The organism is Chryseobacterium sp. BGARF1, from assembly GCF_001677955.1.
GTDB lineage: Bacteria > Bacteroidota > Bacteroidia > Flavobacteriales > Weeksellaceae > Chryseobacterium.
The window spans coordinates 1-25,932 of sequence record NZ_LELA01000082.1; the positions used below are offsets into that span (position 1 = coordinate 1).

The following is a 25,932-nucleotide window of genomic DNA, read 5'->3' on the forward strand; positions in this document are numbered from 1 at the left end:
CATTCCAACAAAATTTTAACAACGACAACAATCAATTATTAACAAAAAACTCTACTTTTGAGTGGGCCTAAAGTGGGTGAGATTACATTGCATAAACTTCCCATCCATATTATTTAATTTTAAAGTTGGGATTAAAATTGAAATTATTATGCCACTTTAAAATTTGGAAGCATTTGTCAATATTCGTAAATAGAAATCTTATCGTCAGTCTTTTTAATTACTTCCTTATTGCTAGATCGATAAGGTTTACCTCAGCAATCGAAAAGTCAAATTAATACGCTCCTTCATAGACACAGCAGATTTGGCAATACGATGTTCCCAATTCTCCTGCAGGTCACCTTTCATAATAAGCAATGAACCATTAGGAAGTGGTAAGCTGTATTTGCTCTGATGATGGTCTTTTTTTCTAAAATCGAAGTTTCTGGTTTGCCCTAAACTTATAGAAGCAATAACCGGGCGTTTTCCATATCGACTTTCTTTATCCCTGTGCCAGGCAACGGAATCATTTTGGTCACGGTAAAGATTTAAAAGAACACCATTAAATTGATAACCAAATTCTTTTTCAATCCTTTCTTTTAATGACCGCAGCTCATACGTCCAAATGTTAGTACCAGATATATTGTTATCCGCTGATCCATATGATCTATTGTCATCACCATACCAAGCTGTTAGTCGTGGAGTTATGACCATCTTATCATACATTTTCTGCGTACGCTGTTCCCATGGTACTGTTTGTAGCAGATGATCTCTTAGTCTATCCGCTTCTTCCCTGTTTAGAAAATTTTCCCTGTATTCCAAAAGGTCTTTTGGAAACTCATAAAATTCTTCTGCATCAAATAAGCTCAGTTGTCCCATTGGATTGTTAAAAAAATATTATATTTACATTATCCCATTGAGGTGGGATTTTTTTTTCATCATTTGTGTTTTTAACTTTCCTTCGGGGAAGTTTTTTTATTCTTATGGATTCAATGTAAGAATTTCGTTTTCCAAATTACTGATGCTGCGTTTGGCTTCATCCACTAAGTTTTTAAGATTTACCTGATTAGGTAAATAATGAGGCTTATACTCTTTTGGTAAGATTCCTTGTGCATAGCTCCATATTTCGGAAATATCCTCTAATGCTATATCGTAAGGTTCATAAAATAGATTATCAGCAGAAACTGTAATATTTTTTTTATTTTTCTCAAAAAAGGTTTTATAGGTAATTCCCTCACTGGTAACAAAAATATATCCTTTCCCGGGTTTTAAATCCTCAAACTTTTCTACATATTCTCCTATGATGATCGACTGGTCAGCAAATGGAGGCATTGAATCACCATCAGCCAAAAAAGCCCTGTATTTCCCATTTTTTAAAAATGGGAGGTGCATTTTTTGGAGACTTTCTATATATTCAGGATCACTGAATCCTTTAAGGTAACCCATGGATGCTTTTTGTGGAACAATTTCGATATAATTGTTACCTGTAGGATCAACTATTACGGGCATTAAAATTTTGTTCCCCGGCAAATTGACCATTTCTTCCAGAGGATACTTTCTAATGTTTACCGTTACTAAAAGATCAATACTAATGTTATAGTATTTTGAGATCCTTATCAATACTTCAATAGGTGGTTCTGCATTTCCATATTCATAGGAAACATATCTGGATCGGGTAAGAATAAGTTCATCTGCCAACTTATGCTGAGTTACATTTTTCTTACCTCTCAAAAACACGATGTTATCTGAAAAAATTGACATTGTCATAATTTATGACAACAAATATACGTATTTTGTTTAAAAACGTAACTAAGTTTGTACCATGGAAAGAGCAATTGCACATATGGATTTGGATACGTTCTTTGTTTCGTGTGAGCGGCTGAAAAACTCCGAATTGGAGAATAAGCCTGTCATCATTGGAGGTGGAGACCGTGGTGTGGTGGCATCGTGCTCTTATGAAGCAAGATATTTTGGGGTACGAAGTGCTATGCCTATTAAAATGGCTTTACGATTATGCCCTGAAGCAAAAGTCATAAGAGGCGATATGGAGCATTATTCCAATATGTCACATTTGGTCACAGAAGTTATTCAGGAAAAAGTACCCATTTTGGAAAAAGCCAGCATTGATGAATTTTATTTGGATCTTTCAGGCATGGATAAATTTTTTGGCTGCTATCAGTGGACCACTGAAATTGCGGATTCTGTTTTAAAAAATACCGGCTTACCGATCAGCTTTGCCTTATCTACCAATAAAACGGTTTCCAAAATTGGAACCGGAGAATCCAAACCGACTGGAAGACTTGAAGTCAAAGCCCAGGATATTCAGCCCTTCTTAAATCCTTTATCTGTAAAAAAAATTCCTATGGTAGGTCCTGAAACATTTCAACTGTTTTCAAGATTAGGAATTAAAACCATACAGACCCTTTCTGAGATGCCTGTTGACGTATTGCACCAATTAGTAGGAAAAAACGGGAGCATACTTTGGAAAAAGGCCAATGGAATAGACGCAACCCCGGTTGTTCCCTATTCTGAGAGAAAATCAATATCTACGGAGGATACTTTTGCTCAGGATACCATTGATATCAATATCATCAGAAGTATTCTTTCAGGAATGGTAGAACAGCTATGTTACCAGTTAAGGCAAGAGAAATGGCTTACCTCAACGGTTTCCGTAAAAATAAGATATGCCAACTTTGATACAGAAACCAGACAGTGTAAAATACCTTATACTTCAGCAGATCATACTTTGCTCAACTATGTTTTAGAACTGTTTAAAAAAGTATATTCCCGAAGAATGAGAATCCGATTGATCGGTGTACGATTTACAGGACTTGTTCACGGCTGCCATCAGATGGATCTTTTTGAAGATACAGAGGAGCTGATTTCATTGTATCAGACCATGGATAAAATCAAAGATAGGTTTGGCACTTTGAGTGTAGGAAGAGCATCAGGATTATTACGTTAAATTTTTCATTATGTTTCTTAATTGTCATTCATACCACAGCCTGAGATACGGGACTATTTCTATTGATGATTTGGTTCAGCAGGCTGTTGATTTTAATATCAAAGCACTTGCACTTACTGATATCAATACGGTGACTGGCATTTATGATTTTTATAAGATTTGTCAGCATCATAACATAAAACCAATCGTTGGTGTTGATATCAGAGTTCAGAGTGAACTGTATTATATCTGTCTGGCAAAGAATCAGAAAAGTATTGGAGAGATCAACAGGCTTTTAACTGGTTATAATTGTGATGATATTTCAATTCCTAAGGCCAATCCCAAGTTTGAGAACACTTTTGTTATTTACCCTTTAGAAAATATACCTAGCCAGCTTCTTGAACATGAATTCATAGGAATCAGACCTGAAGAACTGAATCACCTTATTAAGCCTGATCTCAAAATGCTGATTGACAAAATGGTCATTTTGCAGTCGGTTACCTTTAAGACAAAACAGGAATATAATCTCCATAAGATTTTAAGGGCTATCGATAACAATACACTCATCAGTAAAATGGCTGATGAAGATTACTGCAGAAAAACCGAGACCTTTATCAATAAAAAAGAACTGTTGGATCGATACCTAAATTATCCGCAGATCATACAGAACACCGCAAATATTATTAATCAATGCAGTTTTGATTTTAATTTTGAGACTCCTAAAAACAAACAATATTTCACAGACAGCAGGGAGACAGATTTTAAACTCTTGACTCATCTGGCTTACGAAGGATTAGAACTAAAATATGGTAAAGGTCATGCAGAAGCCAAAGCAAGAGTCGAAAAAGAATTAAAGGTTATTGAATTCCTTAAATTCAGTGCTTATTTCCTGATTACCTGGGATATTGTTCAATACAGTAATACCATGGGATTTATGCATGTAGGAAGAGGAAGCGGTGCCAACTCTATCGTAAGTTACTGTTTAGGAATTACAGACATATGCCCTTTAGAGCTCGATCTGTATTTTGAAAGATTCTTAAATCTGAATAGAAAAACCCCGCCAGATTTTGATTTAGATTGGAGCTGGCAGAATAGAGATGCCATCTTAGAATATATTTTTACTAAATACGGTAAAGAGCATGTAGCATTCTGTGGAACCAATGTTGAATTTAAGTACCGTTCTATTTTCAGGGAAATAGGAAAAGCATTTGGCCTCCCCAAAGAAGAATTGGATGTTTTGGCAACCAAGCCTATGACTGAGCATGATGATAATTCCATATTTAAACTGGTACATCAATATGGCAAGCTATTAGAAAAGTTTCCCAATCAAAGAAGTATGCATTCTTGCGGTATTCTGATCTCGGAAGAGCCTATTACCAACTTTACAGCACTAGAAATGCCGCCTAAAGGTTTTCCTATTGTTCAGTTTGATATGCATACTGCTGAAGATATTGGGTTTGAAAAGTTTGACATACTTTCCCAAAGAGGACTCGGAACCATAAAAGATACGGTCGAACTCATCGAAAAAAAAAGAGGAATCATAATAGATATTAAAAATACTGCCTTATCTAAAAATGAAGCAAAATGCAATGATTACCTGAGCATAGGCAAAACGATTGGCTGCTTTTATGTAGAAAGTCCTGCTATGCGGGGTTTGCTCAGAAGATTAAAATGTGGAGACTATAAAACACTTGTTGCGGCATCCTCCATTATCCGTCCCGGAGTTGCACAGAGCGGAATGATGAAGGAGTATATTTTCCGGCATAATAATCCTACACAATTTGAATATTTCCATCAGGTCTTTAAAGATGAATTAGGAGAAACATATGGTATTATGGTCTATCAGGAAGATGTGATCAAAATAGCCTTACACTTTGGTGGATTATCAGCTCCCGATGGAGATGTTTTAAGAAGAGCCATGAGTGGTAAAGGGCGATCTCTATCCGCACTACAAAAAGTCAAAGATCATTTTTTTGAATCCTGCAAAGAATTGGGACATCCTGAGCAGCTATCAGCAGAAGTATACCGACAGATCGAGTCATTTGCAGGGTACTCATTCTGTAAAGCACACTCAGCATCCTATGCGGTAGAAAGTTATCAGAGTTTATATCTGAAAGTGTATTACCCAATTGAATTTATGGTGTGTGCTATTAACAACGGGGGTGGATTTTACAGAACTGAAGTATATATTCACGAAGCAAAAATGTCTGGAGCAACCATTAACAATCCATGCATCAATCTCAGTGAATATCAAACAACAGTCTACGGAACAGATGTTTATTTAGGACTCATGCATATTGAGAAAGTAGAAGGAAAAATTTCGCAAATGATCCCTGAAGAGAGAAAAAATAATGGGGAGTATACTTCTTTAGAAAACTTTGTTAAAAGAATATCTATCGGAATTGAAACGCTGCAGATCTTGATTTTCATCGGTGCATTTAGGTTTACAGGGAAGCAAAAACATGAGCTCTTGATTGAAGCGAGATTTCTATTTGGCAATGATCAGTCTGCATTCAGACACCCTACCTTACTGGATGAACCTCAAAAAGAATACAAACTTCCAACAATTATCAGAAACCCATTTGAAGATGCTTTCGATGAAATAGAAATTCTTGGTTTTCCTGTATCGTTCAGTCCTTTTGATCTGTTACAAACCAAATACCGTGGGACTGTAATGGCTAAGGATCTGGTAAAGCATCATAAAAAGCAAATAAAAATGCTGGCTTATCTAATTTCCAGAAAACATGTTCCTACCAAACGAGGAGCGATGTTTTTCGGAACTTGGATTGATACTGAAGGAGAATATTTTGATACTGCCCATTTCCCGAATTGTCTTGCTGAATATCCTTTTCAAGGCGGAGGTTGTTATTTATTATTAGGAACAGTAGAAGTAGATTTTCACTTTCCTACTCTCACGATTCACAAAATGGCTAAAATGCCTTTTATACCAGATCCAAGATATTCAATGGATAAAGAAAAATCTTTGGAAACTGCAAGAAGCCTTCATGAAGATATAAGCATGACCCAAAGAAAACCCTACCCTCAAGAACATGAGATTGGATTACCTAGACAGAAGATGATTTATAATAACAAGTAGGATAACAATTGTTTTATCTAAAGATAATTACGTTCAATAAAGATCAGGAAATGTTTAATTGTAGAATGACCTAATTCCTAATAAGTAAATTAAAAGTAATTAAAAATTACGTCATTTAATTTTTGTAATATATAACAGAATTAATTCCATACTCCGTTCATCTCAGTCAAAATTATTGGCTTGCCATCCGTGATGAGAATAGTATGTTCATGTTGTGCCATATATCCTCCTTTATTGCCTACCATTGTCCAGCCATCATTGAGTTCTACTGCATAGGATGAATCTGTTGCAATGAAAGTTTCAATTGCGACTACAGAATTTTTTTTAAAGCGTCTTTGGTCAAAACGATTTCTATAGTTTAAAAGCTCTTCAGGATGCTCATGAAGACTTCTTCCAATCCCGTGGCCACCTAAGTTCTTGATAACCTTATACCCTTTCTTTTTTGCTTCAGTTTCCATAAGATGTCCCACATCTGCTATTTTCACGCCACCTTTTATTGAATTAATAGCTTTTTTTAATATCTCTTTAGAAGCATCAACTAGCCTCTGATGCTGATTAATATCGGCTCCTATTACAAATGAATTACCGTTGTCAGACCAAAAACCGTCTAACTCAGCAGACACATCGATATTTATTAAATCTCCCTCTTTCAATACCGTATTTTTAGAAGGAATTCCATGGCAAAATTCATTATTGACGCTAATACAAGCACAACCAGGAAATTCATACGTTAGAAATGGAGCTGACTTTGCACCGAAATCATTCAAGATAGCTGCACCATAGTCGTCTAACTCCTTTGTTGTAATACCAGATTTCACAAATTTTTTCATTTCTTTTAGGGTATAAGCCACAGCTTGACTCACCTTTTGCATTCCAATAAGTTCTGCTTCTTTTGTTATAGACATAGGTATAGAAAGATTTTTTAATTGATAAGGGGTATAAGAAACTTATAAAGATTCTTGCAAAGTTAAAGATTATATACTAAACAAAGCTCCTGTCAAAAAGATAGATCAAGTATTGTATAAGTCTGTAGTCACTTATTTAACCCGCAAAATAAAAACAGGTGGGTAAGAAAGTATTGAAAGTTGTAACCTTGATGGTAAGCATCGCAATAACGATTCACACCACCTGGGCTTCATTTAAAGAAAATATAAAATACTTAAATAATATTTGGAGAGTTCATAATACTCCTATAGATTTAAATTATTGCGAACTGTTCTCTTGTAAATTAAGAATATTACAATCAAAAAAAAATTATGTGAAGTGAATCAATTCTTCATAAAATAATTTATCTCAAAATAACTATTTCCTAGGTTTTTGAAATTTCTTTTTCTTTTTTATCTTATTTTCAAAATCAAGTTCATCATAATCCTCACCTTGACCTTCCGGCAAAATACTACCGAATCTATCAATTTTAGAATCTGAATTATCATTAAAAAAATCAAACAATTCATGTGGTTTTTCTACATTTGAAATTTCATAACTATTCTGAACCCTATTTTCTTGCTCATCATCATTATTTATTTGTTTTTTGAGATTAACTACCTCATTCCAAATTTGATTAAAAGCATTAGCCGAAAATTCTTTCCCTAGCCTAGAACCATTCCATACTGACTTAGATTGGTGATCAATAAAAGTTATTCCATAAATTCTGTCAGAAGCATTACGTCTCACTACGGTGTTAATTCCCATCTGTTGCAACATATTTTTAAATTCAATTTCATTAGGAGAATTCTTCATTGCTAAGGTAACAGTCTCTTTCAATTTTTCATGAATTGAACCTAATTTCAAGGTTTCTTTTGATTTCAAAAAATGATCATTCAGGCCTTCTAATTCGGCCTTCTTTCCAAATAATGAAGCCTTGAAAGGTTGGCTCACTTTGTCACCTTTATTATTTAAAGCAAAATACAAAAGTCCGTCATTCCCAACTCCATTTTCTGATTTTTCAACTTTCTCACAAGTAATATTAAACAGGGAAAGTAATGCATTATACTCCCCTAGCGTCTGAAATTGGTAATAATTAGGAATATGTCGAATGACAGAAGCTAGTTGGCTTTTCACATCCCCTACCTGATAATTTAACGGTCTAAAAACCTTTTCATTTTGTAAGGATTCTTTACTTGTAGCGCTAATCAAGTTATATTTTTGTTCCAATTCACGACAAATCTTCATTGACTTTCTTTTCTCAAACTTGTCGGATATTTTTTTGCCCTCTTCATCAACTCCAACACCTACAATATGAATATGTGTACGGTTGATATCTGTATGCTTAAACACGACAAAAGGTTGTTCGCCATATCCCATTTCATTCATATAATCCTGAGCAATCTGTATAAACTTCTCATCTGAAACTTTGTCTTTAGGGTCAGGATTAAGAGAAATATGCAATGTCGTTTTCTCTGTATTCTTATTCGCAACCAAATAAGGTTCAAATGATTTTGCTAACTGAGCAACAGTATATTTTCCATCCTTGGTTTCAATCATCTTATTCATAAATAAAATCTTCCCTTTCTCATTATCTACTTTAAGCTGATTATAAGCTAAAGCACCATACACATTATTTCCTCTACCCACTTTAGCAATCATTTTTTATTTATTTTTGAAGATAATTTAGATTAAATTCTTCCGTTAACTCAATGATTTTTTTGCAAAGATTTGCCATCTCAGCGGTTTGCTTTTCCAATTTAAAAAGAAATGCTGCAGCTTTCTTCTCAGTAAAACGACTGTATAAAAGCTTAACTACCTGATTATAATTAACACCGACAGCGCGAAACTGACCAAAAAGAGAAGTCAATCTCATGTAAAAATCGGCAGTTCCTTTATCAATTTTCACTGCCTTAATTTCCTTACTAAACAATATTGCAACAATAAATTTTGCTTTATTACTCATTCCTGAAGCTTCAAAAAGGCTTAATAATTGAGCATTTTCTTCATCAGTCAACCGAAAAACATGACGGTGAATACTCGGGTTTGTTTTCGGATTTCGTCCCCCTTTATTTTGTTTTACATTTTCTTTCTGTTCCATTTAATCTTAATTTATATCATAAAAAAACTGACTTCGAAAGTTTTTTCCAGCCCTCTGCAGGAGCAAGTTGTTTTGAGGCACAAAAAACAGTTATGAGGCACTCAAAACACAACTTGCTGTGTTCTTTCGAACACTGTAATCTGTCATCGGGACAGATCATTACATCCATCCTAAAAAGCCTTAGGCTTTCGCTTTTTCTTACTAAAAATTCATTTACAAAACTCACAAGTCATTCTTTAAGCAATTCGTTTACAAAGTAAAAGAGAGTATATATAAAATTAATCACTGACGTTCTGACCAAATCCAACCTTTCACAGTCAAACACAACCACTTCAATAGAACCAAAAGAAAATGAAAAGTTCTTTGCACCAGAATTCTGTAGCGCAATCCTTCAATATTGTTGGACTGAAGGCAAGAAATCACGATTGCCTGCATTCCTGCAATCTTGAATTCAGGAGTGCCAGAACTACAGAATGATTATTGGAATGCATTCAGAATATCTTGATTGATTGATTGATTGATTGATTGATTGATTGATTGATTGATTGCAAAACTACTTGAAGGCTTACCATCAAGAGAGCTTGACGTCATGCTTTTATGATAAACTGCAAACCAGAATGCAGGATATTATGATTGCACGTATTACATCATGAAAACTAGGCTGATAGCATTGCTGCTTGCTATCAAAAATTTACAACTTTAATTATTTTACTATGGACACAAAAAAACAACCATTGTTTATCGCTTTTTCATCACAGAAAGGCGGTGTAGGAAAAAGCACTTTTACGACACTTTTAGCAAGTATATTACATTATCGATTAGGATATAATGTTGCTGTATTTGATGCTGATTTTCCTCAGCACAGTTTAATGAAAATGAAAACCCGTGATCTTGCGATGGTCATGGAAAATCAACATTTAAAAAAATTGGCTTATAAGCAGTTCACTACCATTAACAAAAAAGCATATCCAGTCATTCAGCACAAAGCAGAAAATATCTTAGAAGCTGCTCATGAGTTTCCAGAAACCTCAGCTGTCCCTGTGGATGTTATTTTTTTTGATCTGCCGGGGACAGTTAACACTCCCGGTATTTTAAAAGCCTTGGCTGGAATGAATTATATTTTTACACCTATCACTGCAGACCGATTAGTGATGGAAAGCACTCTGATTTTTACACAACTTTTACAGGATGTGATTATGAAAAAGGGTGAAACCTCTCTTAAAAGTATTCATCTGTTTTGGAATCAGGTTGATGGGCGAGAAAGTACCCCTTTGTACAATATTTACAACGATCTGATTCAACAACTGGGACTGAATCTAATGGATACCCAAATTAAAAATTCCACCCGTTTTCGTAAAGAAGGTGAAGAAAATACAAAAAGAGTATTCCGCTGCACTTTATTACCAGCAGATGAAAATCTAATGAAAGCTTGTCGGTTAAACATCTTCGTTAACGAATTTCTAAAAATCATTCAACTATAATTATGGAAAAGGATACTAAGAAAAATATCACCCCTGACATCAATGAAGAATTAATGATGAACCTTATGGTTGATGGGGCCAAAAAAGAAGGTTTGGAAATACCTAGGATAGATAGAACAGAAATTGAAAACTCTGATATGGAGCGTATAAAAAGTGTATCAACAATAACTCCCTCAACTACAAAAAAGATTTCAAAACCAAGGAATATCAAAAGTTACGGTGAGCATTTTCTAATTGCTCATTCGATGACAAAAAGAGGAGATAAAAGTATCTACATCCGTAAAGAATATCACGAAAGATTATCCCGAATTATTCAGGTTATAGGAAAAGATGAGATTCCTCTATATGCTTACCTGGATAATATTCTTGAACATCATTTTGAGCTGTTTGAGGAAGCTATTACTTCAGATTTCAATGAACACTTTAAACCTCTTTTTTGACTATGGAAATTTTAATATTACTGTCTTTATTACTTATAATTGCTTTATTGTTACAGGACAAAATAGTTTTTCAAAAAAAATCAGACGAAAAGTCAAAACATAAACTACCTGAACAATCATCAAGTATTATGGGTGAATCTAAGAGAGTCGAAATGCAATTACCGCCAAAGCATTTAGACGAAGACTATATGGAAAATCAACAAACTCAAACTTCTAATTTTAATCAGGAAATCAACGCTAAGAAAGTCAATATTCAAATTCCGCAGAAAGATGATGTTTTCGGGAGTACTCCAGATTTTGAAGAAGAGGAAGAAGAATGGAATCAATATCAAATTTTCGATAATGACAACGGTTCAGCTACCGGAGTTACCTTTGAAGAACTAAATTCAGTGGAGGCATTTCTTAAAGAACAAAAATCAGAAGTAACTCAAAAGGAAACAGCGGCAGATATTATTCAAAAAATTCAAGGAACCGAATTATTCAATTTATTAGAAAATTCTATTGAGGGAGCTTCAGTAAAAATAGCTGAGCTATTGGATAGGAGTCTTTCTTCAGAAAACAATATTGATTCTTCCTTTTACGAAAATAACAATCTTGATGAATTTGATATTGACAAGTTTACTTGATTATTAATGCTTCAAACTGTTTTTAACAAAATATAACTAAAATTATAGTTTCTTTATAATTTTCAGGCATTCTTATTGCTTCCAAAAGAAACGATTCTCATGTTTAATTTGAGTTTTCATGGTTATTAGTTTTTACCTAGCTTCGGCTAGGTTTTTTTATGTCATTTAATTTCCATCTTCTGTTGTTTTCCTCTTTAAAAATAATTTGCCTGCCAACCATTCCCTACTCTGTAAAATGCAGCACAATTTTTCTCTCTTGTCACGAGCTATAACTATTTAATTTTTCTTATTTGAAACTTCTTCATTTCTTAAGAGTTGAACAATCACTTCTTCAAAACCATTTTTAATATCCATTACAAGATATTAAATAAAACCACTCAACATTAATTATCACTATTTTATTTAAACGCTCAAGAAAGATTTTGACAAAAATATAGAATTAAACTTCCAATTAAAGCCAAACAATTACCTCGCAAGTCAGATTCAAAACTCACTTCATCTTGACGACCACCTTTGTCTCCAAAGCCCACATACTGTGGGTAATGCTAACAAATTAATCTGTTTACATTATGGAAAAACAAAGAAAAAAGCTGGTTATTTCAGCATTGGCTTTACTGATGACCATCCCTTTATCAGCTCAGGGAAACGGCACCGCCGGAATCAATGAAGCCACCCAAATGGTCACCTCTTATTTTGATCCGGCAACGCAACTTATTTATGCGATTGGAGCAGTCGTCGGATTGATTGGCGGGGTGAAAGTTTACAACAAATTCAGCAGTGGAGATCCTGACACATCCAAAACTGCCGCCAGTTGGTTTGGAGCCTGTATCTTTCTTATCGTAGCGGCAACCATCCTGCGATCATTCTTCCTTTAAAATTTAGTTATGAATACGTATAACATTAATAAAGGAATTGGAAGAACTGTCGAGTTCAAAGGTTTGAAAGCACAGTACCTGTTCATTTTTGCAGGAGGTCTTTTAGGCATGCTTGTTTTGGTGATGATCTTATACATGATCGGGATCAACTCCTACATCTGTTTATTTCTCGGAATCGGAGGAGGTTCAACAGTAGTCTGGAAAACCTTTTCACTAAATAAAAAGTATGGTGAACATGGACTGATGAAAATTGGGGCTCGAAAAAGACATCCCCGTTATATCATCTGCAGAAAATCAATATATCGGTATGTAAGGGCTCAATCAAAAAACATTGCTGTATGAGAAATACTTCAAAAATCAGCACGTTGGAAGAAAAGTTCCCATTATTAGCTGTAGAGGATAACTGTATTATTTCTAAGGATGCCGACATTACCTTGTGCTTCACCATACATCTGCCTGAACTTTTCACCGTGGCATCTGCAGAATATGAAGCGATGCATTCCGCTTGGCATAAAGCCGTAAAGACTTTACCCGATTATACGGTTGTCCATAAACAGGACTGGTACATTAAAGAAAATTACAGTCCTGATATCGCTGATGAAAACCTGAGCTTTTTAGGTAAATCTTACCAGCAACATTTTAATGAGAGACCTTTTCTGAATCATTATTGCTATCTGTTCATTACTAAGACCAGTAAGGAGCGAATGAGAACGCAGAGTAATTTCTCATCGCTTTGTAAAGGTTTGTTTATTCCGAAAGAAGTCAGAGACAGAGAAAACATGAATCAGTTTATGGAATCTGTTGCTCAATTTGAAAGAATCATCAACGATTCAGGTTTTATTCAGCTCGAACGCCTTAATGAAGAAGACATTATCGGTAATGATAAAAAGCAAGGCTTGCTTCAGCAGTACATGACTTTATCCAGAGACGCAGGTACTCCCATGCAGGATATTGCTTTAGGATCAGAAGAAGTTCGTATTGGGAATAAACGTTTATGTCTTCATACTCTTTCTGATACGGATGATTTACCTAGTAAGGTTTCCACGGATATCCGTTATGAAAAATTGTCGACTGACCGAAGTGATTGCCTATTGTCTTTTGCCTCACCTGTAGGATTGTTATTGAGCTGTAATCATATTTACAATCAATATCTGTTTTTGGACAATAGTGAGAGTAACCTTGAAAAGTTCGAAAAATCAGCGAAGAACATGCATTCTTTAGCCCGATACAGCAGGAGCAACCAGATCAATAAGGAATGGATTGAACGGTATCTGAACGAAGCACACTCTTACGGATTGTCATCGATTCGCGCCCACTTTAATATTATGGCTTGGTCTGATAATCCATCGGAGCTTAAACAGATCAAAAATGATACGGGAAGTGCTTTGGCTTTAATGGAATGTAAACCGAGGCATAACACCACGGATGTTGCTACTTTATATTGGGCAGGAATGCCAGGCAATGCAGCAGACTTTCCTAGTGAAGAAAGCTTCTTCACATTTATAGAACCGGCTTTGTGCTTTTTTACTGAAGAAACCAATTATCACGATTCCTCGTCTCCTTTTGGGATTAAAATGGCAGATCGGCTGACGGGAAAACCTATCCATTTGGACATCTCAGATTTACCGATGAAAAAAGGAATTATTACCAACCGTAATAAATTCATTTTGGGACCATCCGGTTCGGGAAAATCATTCTTCACCAACCACATGGTAAGACAGTACTATGAACAGGGCGCCCATGTTCTTTTGGTGGATACCGGAAATTCTTATCAGGGACTCTGTGAACTCATTAAGGGAAAAGCCAAAGGTGAAGATGGGGTTTATTTCACCTATACCGAAGACAATCCCATTGCATTTAATCCTTTTTATACGGATGACGGAGTCTTTGATATTGAAAAAAGGGAAAGTATCAAAACATTGATTCTGACTTTATGGAAGAGAGATGATGAGCCTCCGACCCGATCTGAGGAAGTGGCACTATCGAATGCAGTAAGCGGATACATTGAAAAAATAAAACATGAAAACGAATTTCCATCCTTCAATAGCTTTTATGAATATGTCAAGGGAGATTATACTTCTGTTTTAGAGAAAAAGAAAGTCAGAGAAAAAGACTTCGACATTGCCAACTTTCTGAATGTGTTGGAACCTTATTACAAAGGGGGTGAATATGATTATCTGTTGAATTCGGACAAACAACTCGATCTACTTTCCAAAAGATTTATTGTATTTGAAATCGATGCAATTAAGGATCACAAGATACTCTTTCCAATTGTCACGATAATCATTATGGAAGTTTTTATCAATAAAATGCGGAGGCTCAAAGGAATCCGGAAACTCATTTTAATTGAAGAAGCCTGGAAAGCCATTGCGAAAGAAGGCATGGCAGAATACATTAAATATTTATTTAAAACAGTCCGAAAGTTTTTTGGCGAAGCCATCGTAGTTACTCAGGAAGTCGATGACATCATTCAGTCTCCGATTGTCAAAGAAAGTATCATTAATAATTCAGACTGTAAAATTCTTCTCGACCAGAGAAAATACATGAATAAGTTCGATGGCATTCAGGCGATGCTGGGATTGACCAATAAAGAAAAATCACAGGTTCTTTCCATCAACATGAACAATGACCCTAAAAGATTATACAAGGAAGTCTGGATAGGACTTGGCGGAACCCACTCTGCAGTGTATGCTACTGAAGTTTCTACACAGGAGTACCTCGCTTACACCACCGAAGAAACCGAGAAAATGGAAGTCATGCAACTGGCTTCTGAACTTGATGGCAATGTAGAATTAGCCATCAAGAGGATCTCTCTCAAGAGAATCAAAAAAACCAATAATTAGTAAACCTTTTTAATTTTTTTACAATGAAAAATCTATTATTAAAAACGATTGCCATTGCAATATTTGCATTGACAACAACCACCAAAGCTCAGTTCGTGGTTACAGATCCTGCCAATCTCGCTTCAGGAATATTAAACAGTGCCAATGAAATTGTCCAAACGTCATCGACCGTTTCAAATGTCGTCAAAAACTTCAATGAAGTAAAGAAAGTCTATGAGCAGGGCAAGGAATATTATGACAAGCTTCAGGCGGTCAACAATCTCGTAAAAGATGCACGCAAGGTTCAGCAGACCGTGTTGCTTGTTGGTGATGTTTCAGAGATGTACGTTAATAATTTCGGAAAGATGATCAATGACCCCAACTTTTCTCCGGAAGAACTTGTTGCTATTGCTAATGGTTATTCCAAATTACTGAATGAGAGTACTGAGCTTTTAAAAGATCTCAAACAAATTATCAGTTCTTCAAGTCTTTCCTTAAATGACAAAGAAAGGATGGATATCATCGATAAAGTGTATAAGGAAGTTAAAGACTACCATAATCTGGTACGTTACTTCACCAATAAAAACATTTCTGTAAGCATTTTAAGAGCTAAAAAGCAGAATAACACTAAAAGAGTGCTTGACCTTTATGGAACGTCCAACCAAAAATACTGGTAGATTATGGAACCCACTAATTTACACGAAGTATTGCGTACGCTCTATGATGAGATGCTTCCCTTATCTGAAGATATGGCAGCAGTCGCAAAAGGACTGGCAGGATTAGGAGCTTTATTTTACGTCTCCATTAAAGTATGGCAGGCTTTGAGCCGTGCAGAACCTATTGATTTGTTTCCATTGTTAAGACCTTTTGCTTTAGGAATCTGTATCATGTTCTTTCCTACTGTCGTTCTCGGAACCATCAACGGGGTTCTCAGTCCTGTTGTTCAGGGAACTCATTCTATTCTTGAAGATCAGGTTTTGGATTTGAATGAGCTTCAGCAGAAGAAAGATCTCTTGGAACATGAAGCCATGATCCGCAATCCTGAAACGGCTTATCTGGCTTCAGATGAAGAATTTGACAAGAAACTGGAAGAGCTCGGCTGGTCACCCTCAGACCTTGTTACGATGTCAGGGATGTATATGGACAGGCAGGCGTACCAAATGGAGCAATGGGTAAAAAATGCTTTTCGGGAGTTTTTAGAAGTTCTATTTATGGCAGCAGCATTAATCATCGATACCATAAGAACATTTTTTCTCATTGTCTTATCCATTTTAGGGCCGATTGCATTTGCTATATCGGTTTGGGATGGTTTTCAGTCGACGTTAACCCAGTGGCTGACACGATATGTAAGTGTTTATCTCTGGCTTCCTGTTGCTGATTTATTCAGTGCAATGCTTGCTAAAATACAGTCACTGATTATTGAAAGGGATGTAGAGATGCTCGCTGATCCTACCTTCATTCCTGATACTTCCAATACCGTTTATATCATTTTTATGATCATTGGTATTGTGGGATATTTTACTATTCCTACCGTTACGGGGTGGATTATCCAAGCAGGAGGTGCAGGGAACTTCACCAGAAATATTAACCAAACCGCTATGAAGGCTGGAAATGTTGCGGGAGCAGGTGTTGGCTCGACAGCAGGGAATATTGGCGGTCAGTTGTTAAAATAACTCAACCTTAAATCTAAAAAAATGGAATTTAAAACCCTTAGAAATATTGAAAACAGCTTCAGGCAAATCAGACTTTTTGCCATTGTGTTTGCGATACTCTGTGTAAGCGTTGTAGGATTTGTCGTATGGCATTCCTACCGCTTTGCGGAAGAACAGCGACAGAAAATTTACGTGCTGGATAACGGAAAATCTTTGATGCTGGCACTTTCACAAGATGCTTCAATCAACAGACCTGTAGAGGCTAAAGAACATGTCAGACGTTTTCATGAACTGTTTTTCACATTAGCACCTGAAAAGAATGCAATTGAAAGCAATATGAAAAGAGCCTTTAACCTTGCGGACAAAAGCGCATTTGATTATTACAAAGATCTGTCGGAAAAAGGATATTATAATAGAATTATTTCCGGAAATGTTCAGCAAAGAATTGAGGTGGATAGTGTATCGTGCAATTTTGACACTTATCCATATTCCATCCGTACTTATTCCAAACAGTTCATTATAAGATCCAGCAATATAACAAAACGAAGTTTGGTTACATCATGTTATCTGCTCAACTCTGTACGCTCCGATACCAATCCCCAAGGATTTAATATTGAAAAGTTTGCAGTTTTGGAAAACAAGGACATTGAAATCATTGAACGATAAAAATTTCATCATGAAAAAATTTAGAAGTACAATCGATCAATTTGTAAAAGAATTAGAACTGCGATGGACAGGTATTCCGGTAAAGAAACAGCAACGTTATACCCGTGCTTTCTTTACAGGATATGCAATACTTACGGTAGGAGTTATTATCCATGTTATTTACCAAACTGGAAAACCGAACGAAAATGTAAGAATCGAGCACATTGAAAATCCAATGGAGAAAATTGAGAAAAGTAAAATAGTACTTCAGGATTCTTTGTCTGTTAATTTAAAAAACAAGTTTTATGAACGAGACTCAAAATAATAGAACCGCCGTAAGGGTAACTGAAGGAATTCCTGACGACACCTCTGTGGTAAGGGAATCTACTCCCGAAAACAAAATGGAAAAACTCAGAAAACCGATTATTTTTGGTTTGATGGGAGTTGTATTTGTCGGATGTATGTATTTAATATTCAAACCTTCTTCAGAAGTTAACAAAGCAGAGCAATTAGGAATTAATGAAGTTGTTCCGCAAGCCAGCGAAGAAGGATTACAATCCGACAAACAGAAAGCCTATGAAAAAGAAATATTAGAGCAGAAAAATCAGGAAAAACGAAATGCTATGATTTCATTGTCGGATTATTGGGCTTCGGATGAAAATCAAAAAACCGATGCTACAATTTCAGAAAATGAACCTCAGCTTCTTCCAGATAACAAGAATCGTCCGCTGGTTGTTAATCCGGCAGTAAGCAGTTATCATAATGCTCAAAATACATTAGGTTCGTTTTATCAGCAGGATGATTACGAAAAGGAGAAGCTTAAAAAAGAAATCCGGCAATTAAAAAAAGAAGCTGATTACAAAGCAAATACACCGGTTTCAGATCCTGTGGAAAACCAGCTGAAGCTGATGGAAAAATCTTATGAAATGGCTGCTAAATATTTACCATCAGGTAAAACGCCTCAAGTTTCCGACTTAGAAACGAAAACCGCTTCAATTCCTAAAATTGATCAGCCAAAGGTTGAAAGACAATTTTCAAGTGTGAAATCAAGCAAAAAGAATATTGTTTCAAGCTTGTATCGGGAGAGCGGTGATCAGGAGTTTTTGGAAAACTGGAGTGGCGAAAGAAACAGAAATTTCCTAAGTATAGGCTCTGATTCTAAACAGACACACAGCTCCAACGCCATTAAAGCCTGTATCCATGAAGGTTTGCAACTGACTGGACAGGGATTTGTGAAAATCAGATTATTGGAATCTGCCCAAATTACAAATCATACAATTCCGAAAGGAAACATTCTGATTGCTCAGGCAAAATTTCAGAGCAATCGTCTCCAACTCACCGTTTCTTCTGTTGAGTTCAATGGAAACATTATTCCTGTAGAGCTTAATGTGTATGATACGGATGGACAGCAGGGACTGAGCGTTTCTTATTCACAGGAGATGAATGCGTTAAGTGAAATGGCTGGAAACATGAGTCAAACTTCAGGGACAAGTCTTATGCTGACACAGTCTGCCGGGCAGCAGATTGCAGCGGATTTGACCCGGGGTGTTGTGCAGGGAATTTCGGGCTATTTTTCTAAAAAAGTGAGAACACCGAAAGTAAATTTAAAGGCAGGTCATCAGATTCTGCTAGTTTCTAAAAAATAACTTTTAAAATCTTATAATGAAGTATTATATCATAAAAACAGTCATGCTTCTGGTTATCTTTTTGTCAAAATTTAAAGCACAAACTGCAGACAGTCTTATCAGTCCAAAACTTGAATTAGGTAAAATAGAACCGTATCAACTGACCGTAACCTACGATAAAACGACCCATTTGATTTTTCCATCAGCTGTCAAATATGTTGATCTGGGCAGTGAAAACTTAATCGCCGGAAAAGCAGAATCAGTAGAAAATGTATTACGACTAAAAGCCTCTGTAAAAGATTTTGAGACAGAAACAAATTTTTCAGTCATTACTAATGACGGAAAATTTTACAGTTTCGATGTTTTCTACAGCTCATATCCAGAATCTTTAAACTACGATCTCAATGAGATGAAAACTACGCAAGACAGAATTCAATCGGGAGAAGTCCTATTGGAAGAATTAGGTAGTACCTCTCCTACTTTGACTGATTTACTCATGGAAAGCATCTATTACAAAAACAAAAAGGAAATCAGGCATATTTCTGACCGAAGGTTTGGAATTCAATCCCAATTGAAGGGGATTTACATTCATGCCGGGAAGTTTTATTTGCATACGGAAATAAAAAATTTCACAAATGTTCCTTTTGTCATCGATTTTATCAGCTATAAAATTGTTGACAAAAAAGTAGCTAAAAGAACGGTTTTGCAGGATACAAATGTTGAAGTTTTAAGAACCTATCATTCCATAGAACAAATTAACGGAGATAGTTCAGAGCGTAGCGTTTTTCTTTTAAATCAGCTGAGTATAGAAGATGATAAGATTCTTATTATTGAATTTTTTGAAAAAAATGGTTCAAGGCATCAAACGCTTCAGATTGAAAATTCGGACCTGGTCAAGGCTAAGGTTCTTAATGAACTTCATGTAACATTTTAAAGATTTAATGATGAGAAAAATTTTAATCTTAAAAATAATCATGTTTTGTTTAATCAGCAGTCTTGTCAATGCACAGAGAATGATTCCAAAGCAAAAAGCATTTGAAATCAACGTCGGAACATTTGCTGAAACTCAAATGAACAGAAACTTTTATTTGAATGCAGGTTTCGTGGTTTACGGAAAAAAAGGAAACTATCAATTGTATGGTTTAGAATATTCCAGGCAAACTGTGAACTATAAATCTTTGTCGATTCCGGTCGAAAATTATTTGTCAGAAGTCGGATATGGTTTTCACCTTATAGGAGACTACAAAAGAAACATTAATCTTTATACTTCAATAAGTGCCACTGCCGGTTATGAAAGTATTAATAATGGAAATTCAGAATTGCCTGATGGAGGATTAATTATAGATCAGGACAACTTCATTTATGGAGCCGGCGGACGATTATCACTAGAAACTTATGTTACTGATCATTTGGTTCTTCTGATTCAGGGAAAAGTAAAAGTTCTTTGGAGTACGGATTTAGAACAATTCAGACCTTCAGTAGGATTTGGATTTAGGTTTAACTTTTAAATTAAAAAAAATGATAATATCTTATCAAAATATAAAATTCATCATTTTCCCAATCTATCTCATTATTGTATTGTTTACAACATTATCCGTTGTTGTTCAATGCTCAGATGGTTCAGATTTGGAAATGCAGCAAAATTTTCCTTTTGAGGTCAATGTGATGCCCGTTCCCAATAGAATTTCGAATAACGATACGGTCGAAATAAGAATAAAACTTTTGAAGACTGGCAATTATTTACATTCAAAATATTTCATCCGTTATTTTCAGTTTGAAGGTAAAGGAGCATTACAATACTATGATGAGCCATCTTATCTACCCAATGATTTGTATGATCTTCCCAAAGATGAATTCAGATTGTACTACACTTCAAAATCATCGGTTTCTCAATCTTTCGATGTTTGGATTTCTGACAATTTTGGAAATGAGAGAAAACTTAGTTTTCAGTTTAACAATAAAGATTAACTTAATAAATAGCGGTTAGCATTAATGTGCTAACTGCTCTTATTTGTGTTTAAATTGAAAACCTCCTGTACATTGGTAAACTTTTTAAGAAATATATGAGGAAGGGATTATGAGGGCTATATTTTTAATGAGTTTCTTTTGACAAAAAAAATGGATTTTACTGAAGGTAAATTTTATTTTTGTTCACTACAATTCATCAGATTTCATCAATCTGAACTAAAAATCTGCCATCTGATTTTGAAAATATGGAGTTGAGCCTCACGACATATTTTCAAAATTTGATGCATCAAAATTATGAATACAAAAAGATGTTTCTGACCGTAGGAAGGAATTATCTTTTTGCCCAAAAAAACAAATCAGACGGCAATAAAATAATATTACCGTCTGATTTTATTTAGAAATTATAAATGTCCGTCATCTGCAAATGATATATAAGCAGTAGAAGTTAATATACAATGGTCGAGCAATTGAATATTTAAAAATTGCGATGCTTCCTTAATCTTTTGTGTAATATTTAAATCTTCCTGCGATGGTTTTTAGATTACCTGATGGATGATTATGTGCTAAAATAATTCCTGATGCATTACACAAAAGTGCAGCCTGCATAATGATTCTAACATCAACAATCGTTGCAGAAATACCGGATTCTGAAATCTTCTTTATTCCTAAAACTCTGTTTGCCTGATTTAAGTAAAAGGCAAAAAAAGACTCTCGATAATCCATTTCATCACTATCAAAATGTTCCTTAAAAATTTTAACAGCATCTCTTGAAGTTGTAATCAACCTTTCACTGTTCCCCTTTCTTGAATAGCTTAGTTTTATTTCGTTGACAATATTGAATTTCATATTTTGCACTCTGAATACGGCAGAGATTTGTTTTTTCCGTAATTACAATGATTAAAAAGTTAGTTCATCAAAATTGAATCAGCTCCAAAACCTGCAAATTTCTCGCACAATTCAAATGCTTTTTGCGACTTCATTTGTGCAGTACCGCCCAGAACAATAGACTGTAATTTGGCTTCATTATCCTTGTAGGTTTTGACATTCTGATAAAAACCTGTCACCGCATTGTAAGCACCAAATAAAGTTCCTTTGGTGGTTTCCATTTGTTGAGTATCACTCATCATTGCATAGGCAAAAGCATCATCAACAGTATTTTTGAAAACAGTTGATACTTCATCAAAATTTCCTTTTTGCAGATGGCTTAAAGTTTCTTTATTGGGACAAAGTGCCAATTGAATCAGTTTTTTCATTTCATCATCACCGACTGTGATTTTTGACCAGTGATTAAAAGTGTTTTCTAATTCTTTGCTCAATGTATTCGCTAATCCCATAACTCTGTGAGCATCTTCCAAACGATGTTTTGCTCCTGCCGTGTGTCGGATTCTTATTACATTGCTCATATTTTTGAGTGAAGCATTTAAGGTATTTTGGCAAACAATACGGATTGGAGTAAAAGCGGCGGTAATACTTCCGCTTCCATCATGTGAGGTGGTCAGAAAAATGTATTTTTCTGTAATATCGTCACCATTTCCTACACGGATATAATCGGGAAGTTTAGCGGTAATAAAAATACGCTCACCATTTCCCAAAGCTCCTGCAGTCTCGTACAAAATACCATCTCCACCTCCTACGATAGCATCAAAGAAAGAAAAGGCTTCACGGTTTTGTACAATTTGGTAGTCTTTTCCGACAACGCCTAAAACCGTATTGTTATCGGTGCGAATGTTGGCGAAATAGTTAGGAACTTCCAATACTGAATCGCTCATTATTAAATCATTACCATTGTCAAAAAGACCGATGTTTTTTGTAAATAATGAAGATTTTTCTACCTCATAGTCAAGTCCTGCGAATCTGATAGCTTCTTCGCTTGTAGGATAATCTTGTACAACCTGCCCTAAGTTGTGCCATGCTTTTTTCTTTACGCTGAAAAACGAATATTTTCCTGTTCTGTTGTTGAAATTTAAATTATGTGCCATGATGTTATTATTAAAATGTTAGAAAATTGTATTTGATTGTTTTAAAATGGGAGGTCATCATCCTTATCGTTTTTACGTGATTTGGAATTACCAATTTCTTTCTTAGATGTTTTGCTGAGTTCATCAGAATTACTTTCAGTTCTTTTGCCCCCGCTGTGAACTTTTATTTGTGAGGTGTGGAAATTCAAACCTGCATGAGGTTCTCCGTCTTTTCCAATCCATGCAGAGGCATAGGCTCTTCCACTTAATTCGACTAAAGTACCTTTGGTTAAAAAGTCAGCCACTTTTGGAGAAATCCAATAGGCGCATTCAAAGTAGGTAGTCTGTTCAACTCGTTCACCTTGTTTGTTACGATAGTTGTCGTTTGTAGCAATTGAAAAATTGACTACCTGTTTTTCATTGGACAAGTTGCGAACTTCCGCATCCCTTGTCAGTCTTCCGATAATGTTCATAACCGTAGATTTTTAAGATTGTACATTTTAAAGTGTTCTCAATCTCTTTACCGTCCTTTCTCTCAAAGCCCTTAGGCTTCGCTGAATATTTTTCAAAAGAAAAACCGGAAAAAAGAAAGCAGATAATCTTAGCAGACAAGGGGAAAAGCCAAAAGGAAACGGAATAATTGGAGGGTACCTTTAGGGAGGAAACCGTTTATGCCGTAGTCTTTTGGGTGGCAAAAGAAGAGGCTGGCTGCTATACCTTAGCTGCCTTTTTACCGGTTGTATTTGAAATTTTTTTTTAATTAAATTAAAAAAATGAAACTTTATGAATTTTAATACTTAACTATATATTATTTATTTCTTTTGTTTTAACACAAAGTCTTGTACAAAACTCAGATTATAAATAACTTAGCGAAATATTTTTTTTCCTAGTTACTTAAGAAATACATGCCTGTTAATATTGAAGATCTTATAGTGTGGTAAAGCCATTGAAGACCTAATATTAACTCTATAATGCCATACTCAGCGCAACCATTATGCTTCTTACTATGTTAGATCTCGACTACAGATTTTCTAACATAAATCATAGAAGCAATGGAGAGAAATAATGACAAAAAAGATGACTCTTTCATAGAAAAAAATATTTTAACCTTCGAACAAAAAAAAGAAGAGGAGAAAGAGGAATTATTAGAAAAACTGATTGTAAAAATAATTGTTTCGCTTACCTTAAAAGAATATTATGAAACGTGCGATAAGATATCTAAGATTCAGTCAACTGGGACAAAGTAATGGATCTATTGAAAGACAGGAACTGTATACAGATCAATGGTTAGCATTTAATGATGTAACACTAGTTGATACATTTATTGACAGAGGTAAAAGTGCACGAACATTTGATCGTCCTGATTTTAATAAATTAAGAGAATTCATCACAAAACATCACAGCTCAGTAGATTATCTTTTGGTTGATCAACTTGATAGATTCAGTCGAGATGCTGGTGAAGCGATGAGCTTAGTGAAACTTTTACAACAAAAATACAGTATCCAAATTGTTAGTGTTACGGAAGGAATTACTTTCGATTATAATACTCCTGGAAGTTTTTTTCGTGCAGGTCTACAATTGCTTTTAGCTGAAGAAGATAATATTAACAGAAGCATTAAAGTAAAAGGTGGAATTTATACTGCAAAAGCAAAAGAAGGTCGTTTTGTATATAAAAATGCTCCTTTCGGCTACACCAAGCAAGGTGAAAGAAAGGACAGAAAATTAATAATTAATGAAGCAGAAGCGAAAATTGTTCGTTTTATATATGATTCATATTTAGGGGGTACGCCGTTGTATCTGATAAAAGAAAATGCAGTGAGTATGGGTTTCAACAGAAAAGGGAATATGGCTGTGGAAAGAGTTTTAAGTAATCCTGTATACGCAGGCTTTTTGAAAGTGGAATCATATAAGGAGTATGCCGGGGGACTATTTCCGGCTATTCACGAACCCATAATAAATTTGCTAACGTGGAAAATCGTTCAGGAAAAGAGGAAACGCCCTTTGAAGATTAAAAGCGTAATAGACGATAATATACCGCTTAGAGGTATTTTAAAATGTCATTGTGGGCAACCTTTATCCGGAGCGCCTTCTCGAGGCAAAGCTGGTAGATACTATTACTATTATAAATGCAAACATTCGAAGCATAATAATATAAGTGCAATAAAGTCACATGAGCAGTTTTTAAAAATCTGTGATCTCATGAGTTTATCTATCGAAAACATCAAAAAAATTAAATTGTCATGTAGAAAATCACTTGACTCAGAACTAAAGGAAAATCAAATCGTTCTTAAAGAAAATCAAAAAAAATTATTAGAGACTGAACAAAACTTATATTCAGTAGAAGATAAGTGGATAAAGAACGATATAACAAAAGAAACTTTTGAAAGATGGTCAAATCTATACAACAATGAGATTAAAGTTTTAAACACAAGTATTGAAAGATTAAGTATTAATCAGAATAAAGCATATAAAATCTTAGAGAAAAATCTTAACTGCTTAAATGACATAAGACAAATATATTCAAGGGCAAATACACTAGATAAAAGGGAATTTGTAAACTTAGTGTTCGACAGCAATCTTTATTATGAAAATGGCATCTATCGAACACCTACTATGCTTGGCATTTTCTCTCATAATTGTCTGAAAATGAAGGACAAAGGACTTCTTGTTTATGAAAAAAAAAAGAGTCTTCGTATTGAAGACTCTTTCAGCGGAGAGAGAGGGATTCGAACCCCCGGACCTGTTACAGTCAATAGTTTTCAAGACTATCGCAATCGACCACTCTGCCATCTCTCCTT

At 35.1% G+C, this 25,932-nt stretch carries 26 protein-coding genes, 1 tRNA gene and 1 pseudogene; 18 read left to right on the forward strand and 10 right to left on the reverse strand.

The window, feature by feature from the left end:
* Nucleotides 1–246 precede the first annotated feature (246 nt).
* Both AB671_RS16095 and AB671_RS16100 read right to left on the reverse strand, forming a co-directional pair.
* Nucleotides 247–855: an alpha-ketoglutarate-dependent dioxygenase AlkB family protein gene (locus tag AB671_RS16095; protein WP_066678023.1), complete on the reverse strand. Its 609-nt coding sequence runs from the start codon at nucleotides 853–855 to the stop codon at nucleotides 247–249.
* Between the two features lie 102 nt (nucleotides 856–957).
* Complete coding sequence (locus AB671_RS16100; RefSeq protein ID WP_066678022.1) at nucleotides 958–1,737, reverse strand: XRE family transcriptional regulator; 780 nt, start codon at nucleotides 1,735–1,737, stop codon at nucleotides 958–960.
* A gap of 61 nt (nucleotides 1,738–1,798) precedes the next feature.
* On the opposite strand from AB671_RS16100, the gene dinB reads away from it, so the two are divergent.
* Nucleotides 1,799–2,941, forward strand: coding sequence for a DNA polymerase IV (gene dinB, locus AB671_RS16105; RefSeq protein ID WP_066678019.1), 1,143 nt, complete (start codon nucleotides 1,799–1,801; stop codon nucleotides 2,939–2,941).
* A 10-nt stretch (nucleotides 2,942–2,951) separates the two neighbouring features.
* Nucleotides 2,952–6,017: a DNA polymerase III subunit alpha gene (locus AB671_RS16110; protein ID WP_066678017.1), complete on the forward strand. Its 3,066-nt coding sequence runs from the start codon at nucleotides 2,952–2,954 to the stop codon at nucleotides 6,015–6,017.
* Nucleotides 6,018–6,157: 140 nt separating this feature from the next.
* Here the strand turns inward: AB671_RS16110 and map are convergent, their stop codons facing one another.
* The 3 genes from map to mobA form a co-directional block, all read right to left on the reverse strand.
* Complete coding sequence (gene map / locus AB671_RS16115; protein WP_066678015.1) at nucleotides 6,158–6,922, reverse strand: type I methionyl aminopeptidase; 765 nt, start codon at nucleotides 6,920–6,922, stop codon at nucleotides 6,158–6,160.
* Nucleotides 6,923–7,319: 397 nt separating this feature from the next.
* Entirely contained in the window at nucleotides 7,320–8,603 is a 1,284-nt protein-coding gene (gene mobB, locus AB671_RS16120) for a conjugal transfer protein MobB (protein ID WP_066678013.1), read from the reverse strand.
* Nucleotides 8,604–8,610: 7 nt separating this feature from the next.
* On the reverse strand, nucleotides 8,611–9,042 hold the full coding sequence (gene mobA / locus AB671_RS16125; protein WP_066678010.1) for a conjugal transfer protein MobA: 432 nt from the start codon (nucleotides 9,040–9,042) through the stop codon (nucleotides 8,611–8,613).
* Nucleotides 9,043–9,755: 713 nt separating this feature from the next.
* On the opposite strand from mobA, the gene AB671_RS16130 reads away from it, so the two are divergent.
* The 14 genes from AB671_RS16130 (at nucleotide 9,756) to AB671_RS16195 (ending at nucleotide 21,176) form a co-directional block, all read left to right on the forward strand.
* Nucleotides 9,756–10,523: a ParA family protein gene (locus tag AB671_RS16130; protein WP_066678008.1), complete on the forward strand. Its 768-nt coding sequence runs from the start codon at nucleotides 9,756–9,758 to the stop codon at nucleotides 10,521–10,523.
* A 2-nt stretch (nucleotides 10,524–10,525) separates the two neighbouring features.
* Nucleotides 10,526–10,963, forward strand: coding sequence for a DUF3408 domain-containing protein (locus AB671_RS16135; RefSeq protein WP_066678006.1), 438 nt, complete (start codon nucleotides 10,526–10,528; stop codon nucleotides 10,961–10,963).
* 2 nt (nucleotides 10,964–10,965) lie between these two features.
* The gene (locus AB671_RS16140; protein ID WP_066678005.1) at nucleotides 10,966–11,589 is read left to right on the forward strand and encodes a hypothetical protein; all 624 of its coding nucleotides are present in this window, start codon (nucleotides 10,966–10,968) and stop codon (nucleotides 11,587–11,589) included.
* Between the two features lie 569 nt (nucleotides 11,590–12,158).
* Nucleotides 12,159–12,464: a DUF4134 domain-containing protein gene (locus tag AB671_RS16145; RefSeq protein WP_066678004.1), complete on the forward strand. Its 306-nt coding sequence runs from the start codon at nucleotides 12,159–12,161 to the stop codon at nucleotides 12,462–12,464.
* A 9-nt stretch (nucleotides 12,465–12,473) separates the two neighbouring features.
* Nucleotides 12,474–12,806 carry a DUF4133 domain-containing protein gene (locus tag AB671_RS16150; RefSeq protein WP_066678002.1) on the forward strand — a complete coding sequence of 111 codons (333 nt, stop codon included), beginning with the start codon at nucleotides 12,474–12,476 and terminating at the stop codon, nucleotides 12,804–12,806.
* Nucleotides 12,803–15,307 carry a TraG family conjugative transposon ATPase gene (locus AB671_RS16155; RefSeq protein WP_066678001.1) on the forward strand — a complete coding sequence of 835 codons (2,505 nt, stop codon included), beginning with the start codon at nucleotides 12,803–12,805 and terminating at the stop codon, nucleotides 15,305–15,307. The genes AB671_RS16150 and AB671_RS16155 overlap by 4 nt, the downstream gene beginning before the upstream one ends.
* 23 nt (nucleotides 15,308–15,330) lie before the next feature.
* Nucleotides 15,331–15,963, forward strand: a complete 633-nt coding sequence (locus AB671_RS16160) for a DUF4141 domain-containing protein (protein WP_066678000.1) — start codon at nucleotides 15,331–15,333, stop codon at nucleotides 15,961–15,963.
* 3 nt (nucleotides 15,964–15,966) lie between these two features.
* The gene (traJ, locus tag AB671_RS16165) at nucleotides 15,967–16,959 is read left to right on the forward strand and encodes a conjugative transposon protein TraJ (protein ID WP_066677999.1); all 993 of its coding nucleotides are present in this window, start codon (nucleotides 15,967–15,969) and stop codon (nucleotides 16,957–16,959) included.
* A gap of 21 nt (nucleotides 16,960–16,980) precedes the next feature.
* Nucleotides 16,981–17,604, forward strand: coding sequence for a conjugative transposon protein TraK (gene traK / locus AB671_RS16170; protein ID WP_066677989.1), 624 nt, complete (start codon nucleotides 16,981–16,983; stop codon nucleotides 17,602–17,604).
* Nucleotides 17,605–17,614: 10 nt separating this feature from the next.
* Complete coding sequence (locus AB671_RS16175; protein WP_066678025.1) at nucleotides 17,615–17,908, forward strand: nitrogen regulatory IIA protein; 294 nt, start codon at nucleotides 17,615–17,617, stop codon at nucleotides 17,906–17,908.
* Nucleotides 17,889–19,229, forward strand: a complete 1,341-nt coding sequence (gene traM, locus AB671_RS16180) for a conjugative transposon protein TraM (RefSeq protein ID WP_066677987.1) — start codon at nucleotides 17,889–17,891, stop codon at nucleotides 19,227–19,229. The genes AB671_RS16175 and traM overlap by 20 nt, the downstream gene beginning before the upstream one ends.
* A 16-nt stretch (nucleotides 19,230–19,245) precedes the next feature.
* Complete coding sequence (traN, locus tag AB671_RS16185; protein ID WP_066677985.1) at nucleotides 19,246–20,142, forward strand: conjugative transposon protein TraN; 897 nt, start codon at nucleotides 19,246–19,248, stop codon at nucleotides 20,140–20,142.
* A gap of 40 nt (nucleotides 20,143–20,182) precedes the next feature.
* Nucleotides 20,183–20,716: a conjugal transfer protein TraO gene (locus tag AB671_RS16190; protein ID WP_228390929.1), complete on the forward strand. Its 534-nt coding sequence runs from the start codon at nucleotides 20,183–20,185 to the stop codon at nucleotides 20,714–20,716.
* Between the two features lie 10 nt (nucleotides 20,717–20,726).
* Nucleotides 20,727–21,176, forward strand: a complete 450-nt coding sequence (locus tag AB671_RS16195; protein ID WP_066678024.1) for a DUF3872 domain-containing protein — start codon at nucleotides 20,727–20,729, stop codon at nucleotides 21,174–21,176.
* Between the two features lie 401 nt (nucleotides 21,177–21,577).
* Here the strand turns inward: AB671_RS16195 and AB671_RS22950 are convergent, their stop codons facing one another.
* From AB671_RS22950 to AB671_RS16210, 4 genes are read right to left on the reverse strand one after another with little or no spacing between them, the layout of a single operon-like run.
* Nucleotides 21,578–21,688, reverse strand: coding sequence for a JAB domain-containing protein (locus AB671_RS22950; RefSeq protein WP_317040125.1), 111 nt, complete (start codon nucleotides 21,686–21,688; stop codon nucleotides 21,578–21,580).
* On the reverse strand, nucleotides 21,672–22,022 hold the full coding sequence (locus AB671_RS16200) for a JAB domain-containing protein (protein WP_262484063.1): 351 nt from the start codon (nucleotides 22,020–22,022) through the stop codon (nucleotides 21,672–21,674). The genes AB671_RS22950 and AB671_RS16200 overlap by 17 nt, the downstream gene beginning before the upstream one ends.
* Nucleotides 22,023–22,081: 59 nt before the next feature.
* Entirely contained in the window at nucleotides 22,082–23,155 is a 1,074-nt protein-coding gene (locus AB671_RS16205; protein ID WP_066677981.1) for a DUF932 domain-containing protein, read from the reverse strand.
* A gap of 41 nt (nucleotides 23,156–23,196) precedes the next feature.
* Nucleotides 23,197–23,607 carry a single-stranded DNA-binding protein gene (locus AB671_RS16210; RefSeq protein WP_066677979.1) on the reverse strand — a complete coding sequence of 137 codons (411 nt, stop codon included), beginning with the start codon at nucleotides 23,605–23,607 and terminating at the stop codon, nucleotides 23,197–23,199.
* 579 nt (nucleotides 23,608–24,186) lie between these two features.
* On the opposite strand from AB671_RS16210, the gene AB671_RS16215 reads away from it, so the two are divergent.
* Both AB671_RS16215 and AB671_RS23070 read left to right on the forward strand, forming a co-directional pair.
* On the forward strand, nucleotides 24,187–24,381 hold the full coding sequence (locus tag AB671_RS16215) for a hypothetical protein (protein ID WP_066677976.1): 195 nt from the start codon (nucleotides 24,187–24,189) through the stop codon (nucleotides 24,379–24,381).
* A pseudogene (locus AB671_RS23070) lies at nucleotides 24,332–25,120 on the forward strand (recombinase family protein); the annotation flags it as partial. The gene AB671_RS16215 and the pseudogene AB671_RS23070, both read left to right, overlap by 50 nt.
* Before the next feature lie 725 nt (nucleotides 25,121–25,845).
* On the opposite strand, the gene AB671_RS16220 reads toward AB671_RS23070, so the two are convergent.
* Nucleotides 25,846–25,930 (reverse strand) — tRNA-Ser (locus tag AB671_RS16220).
* Nucleotides 25,931–25,932 lie beyond the last annotated feature (2 nt).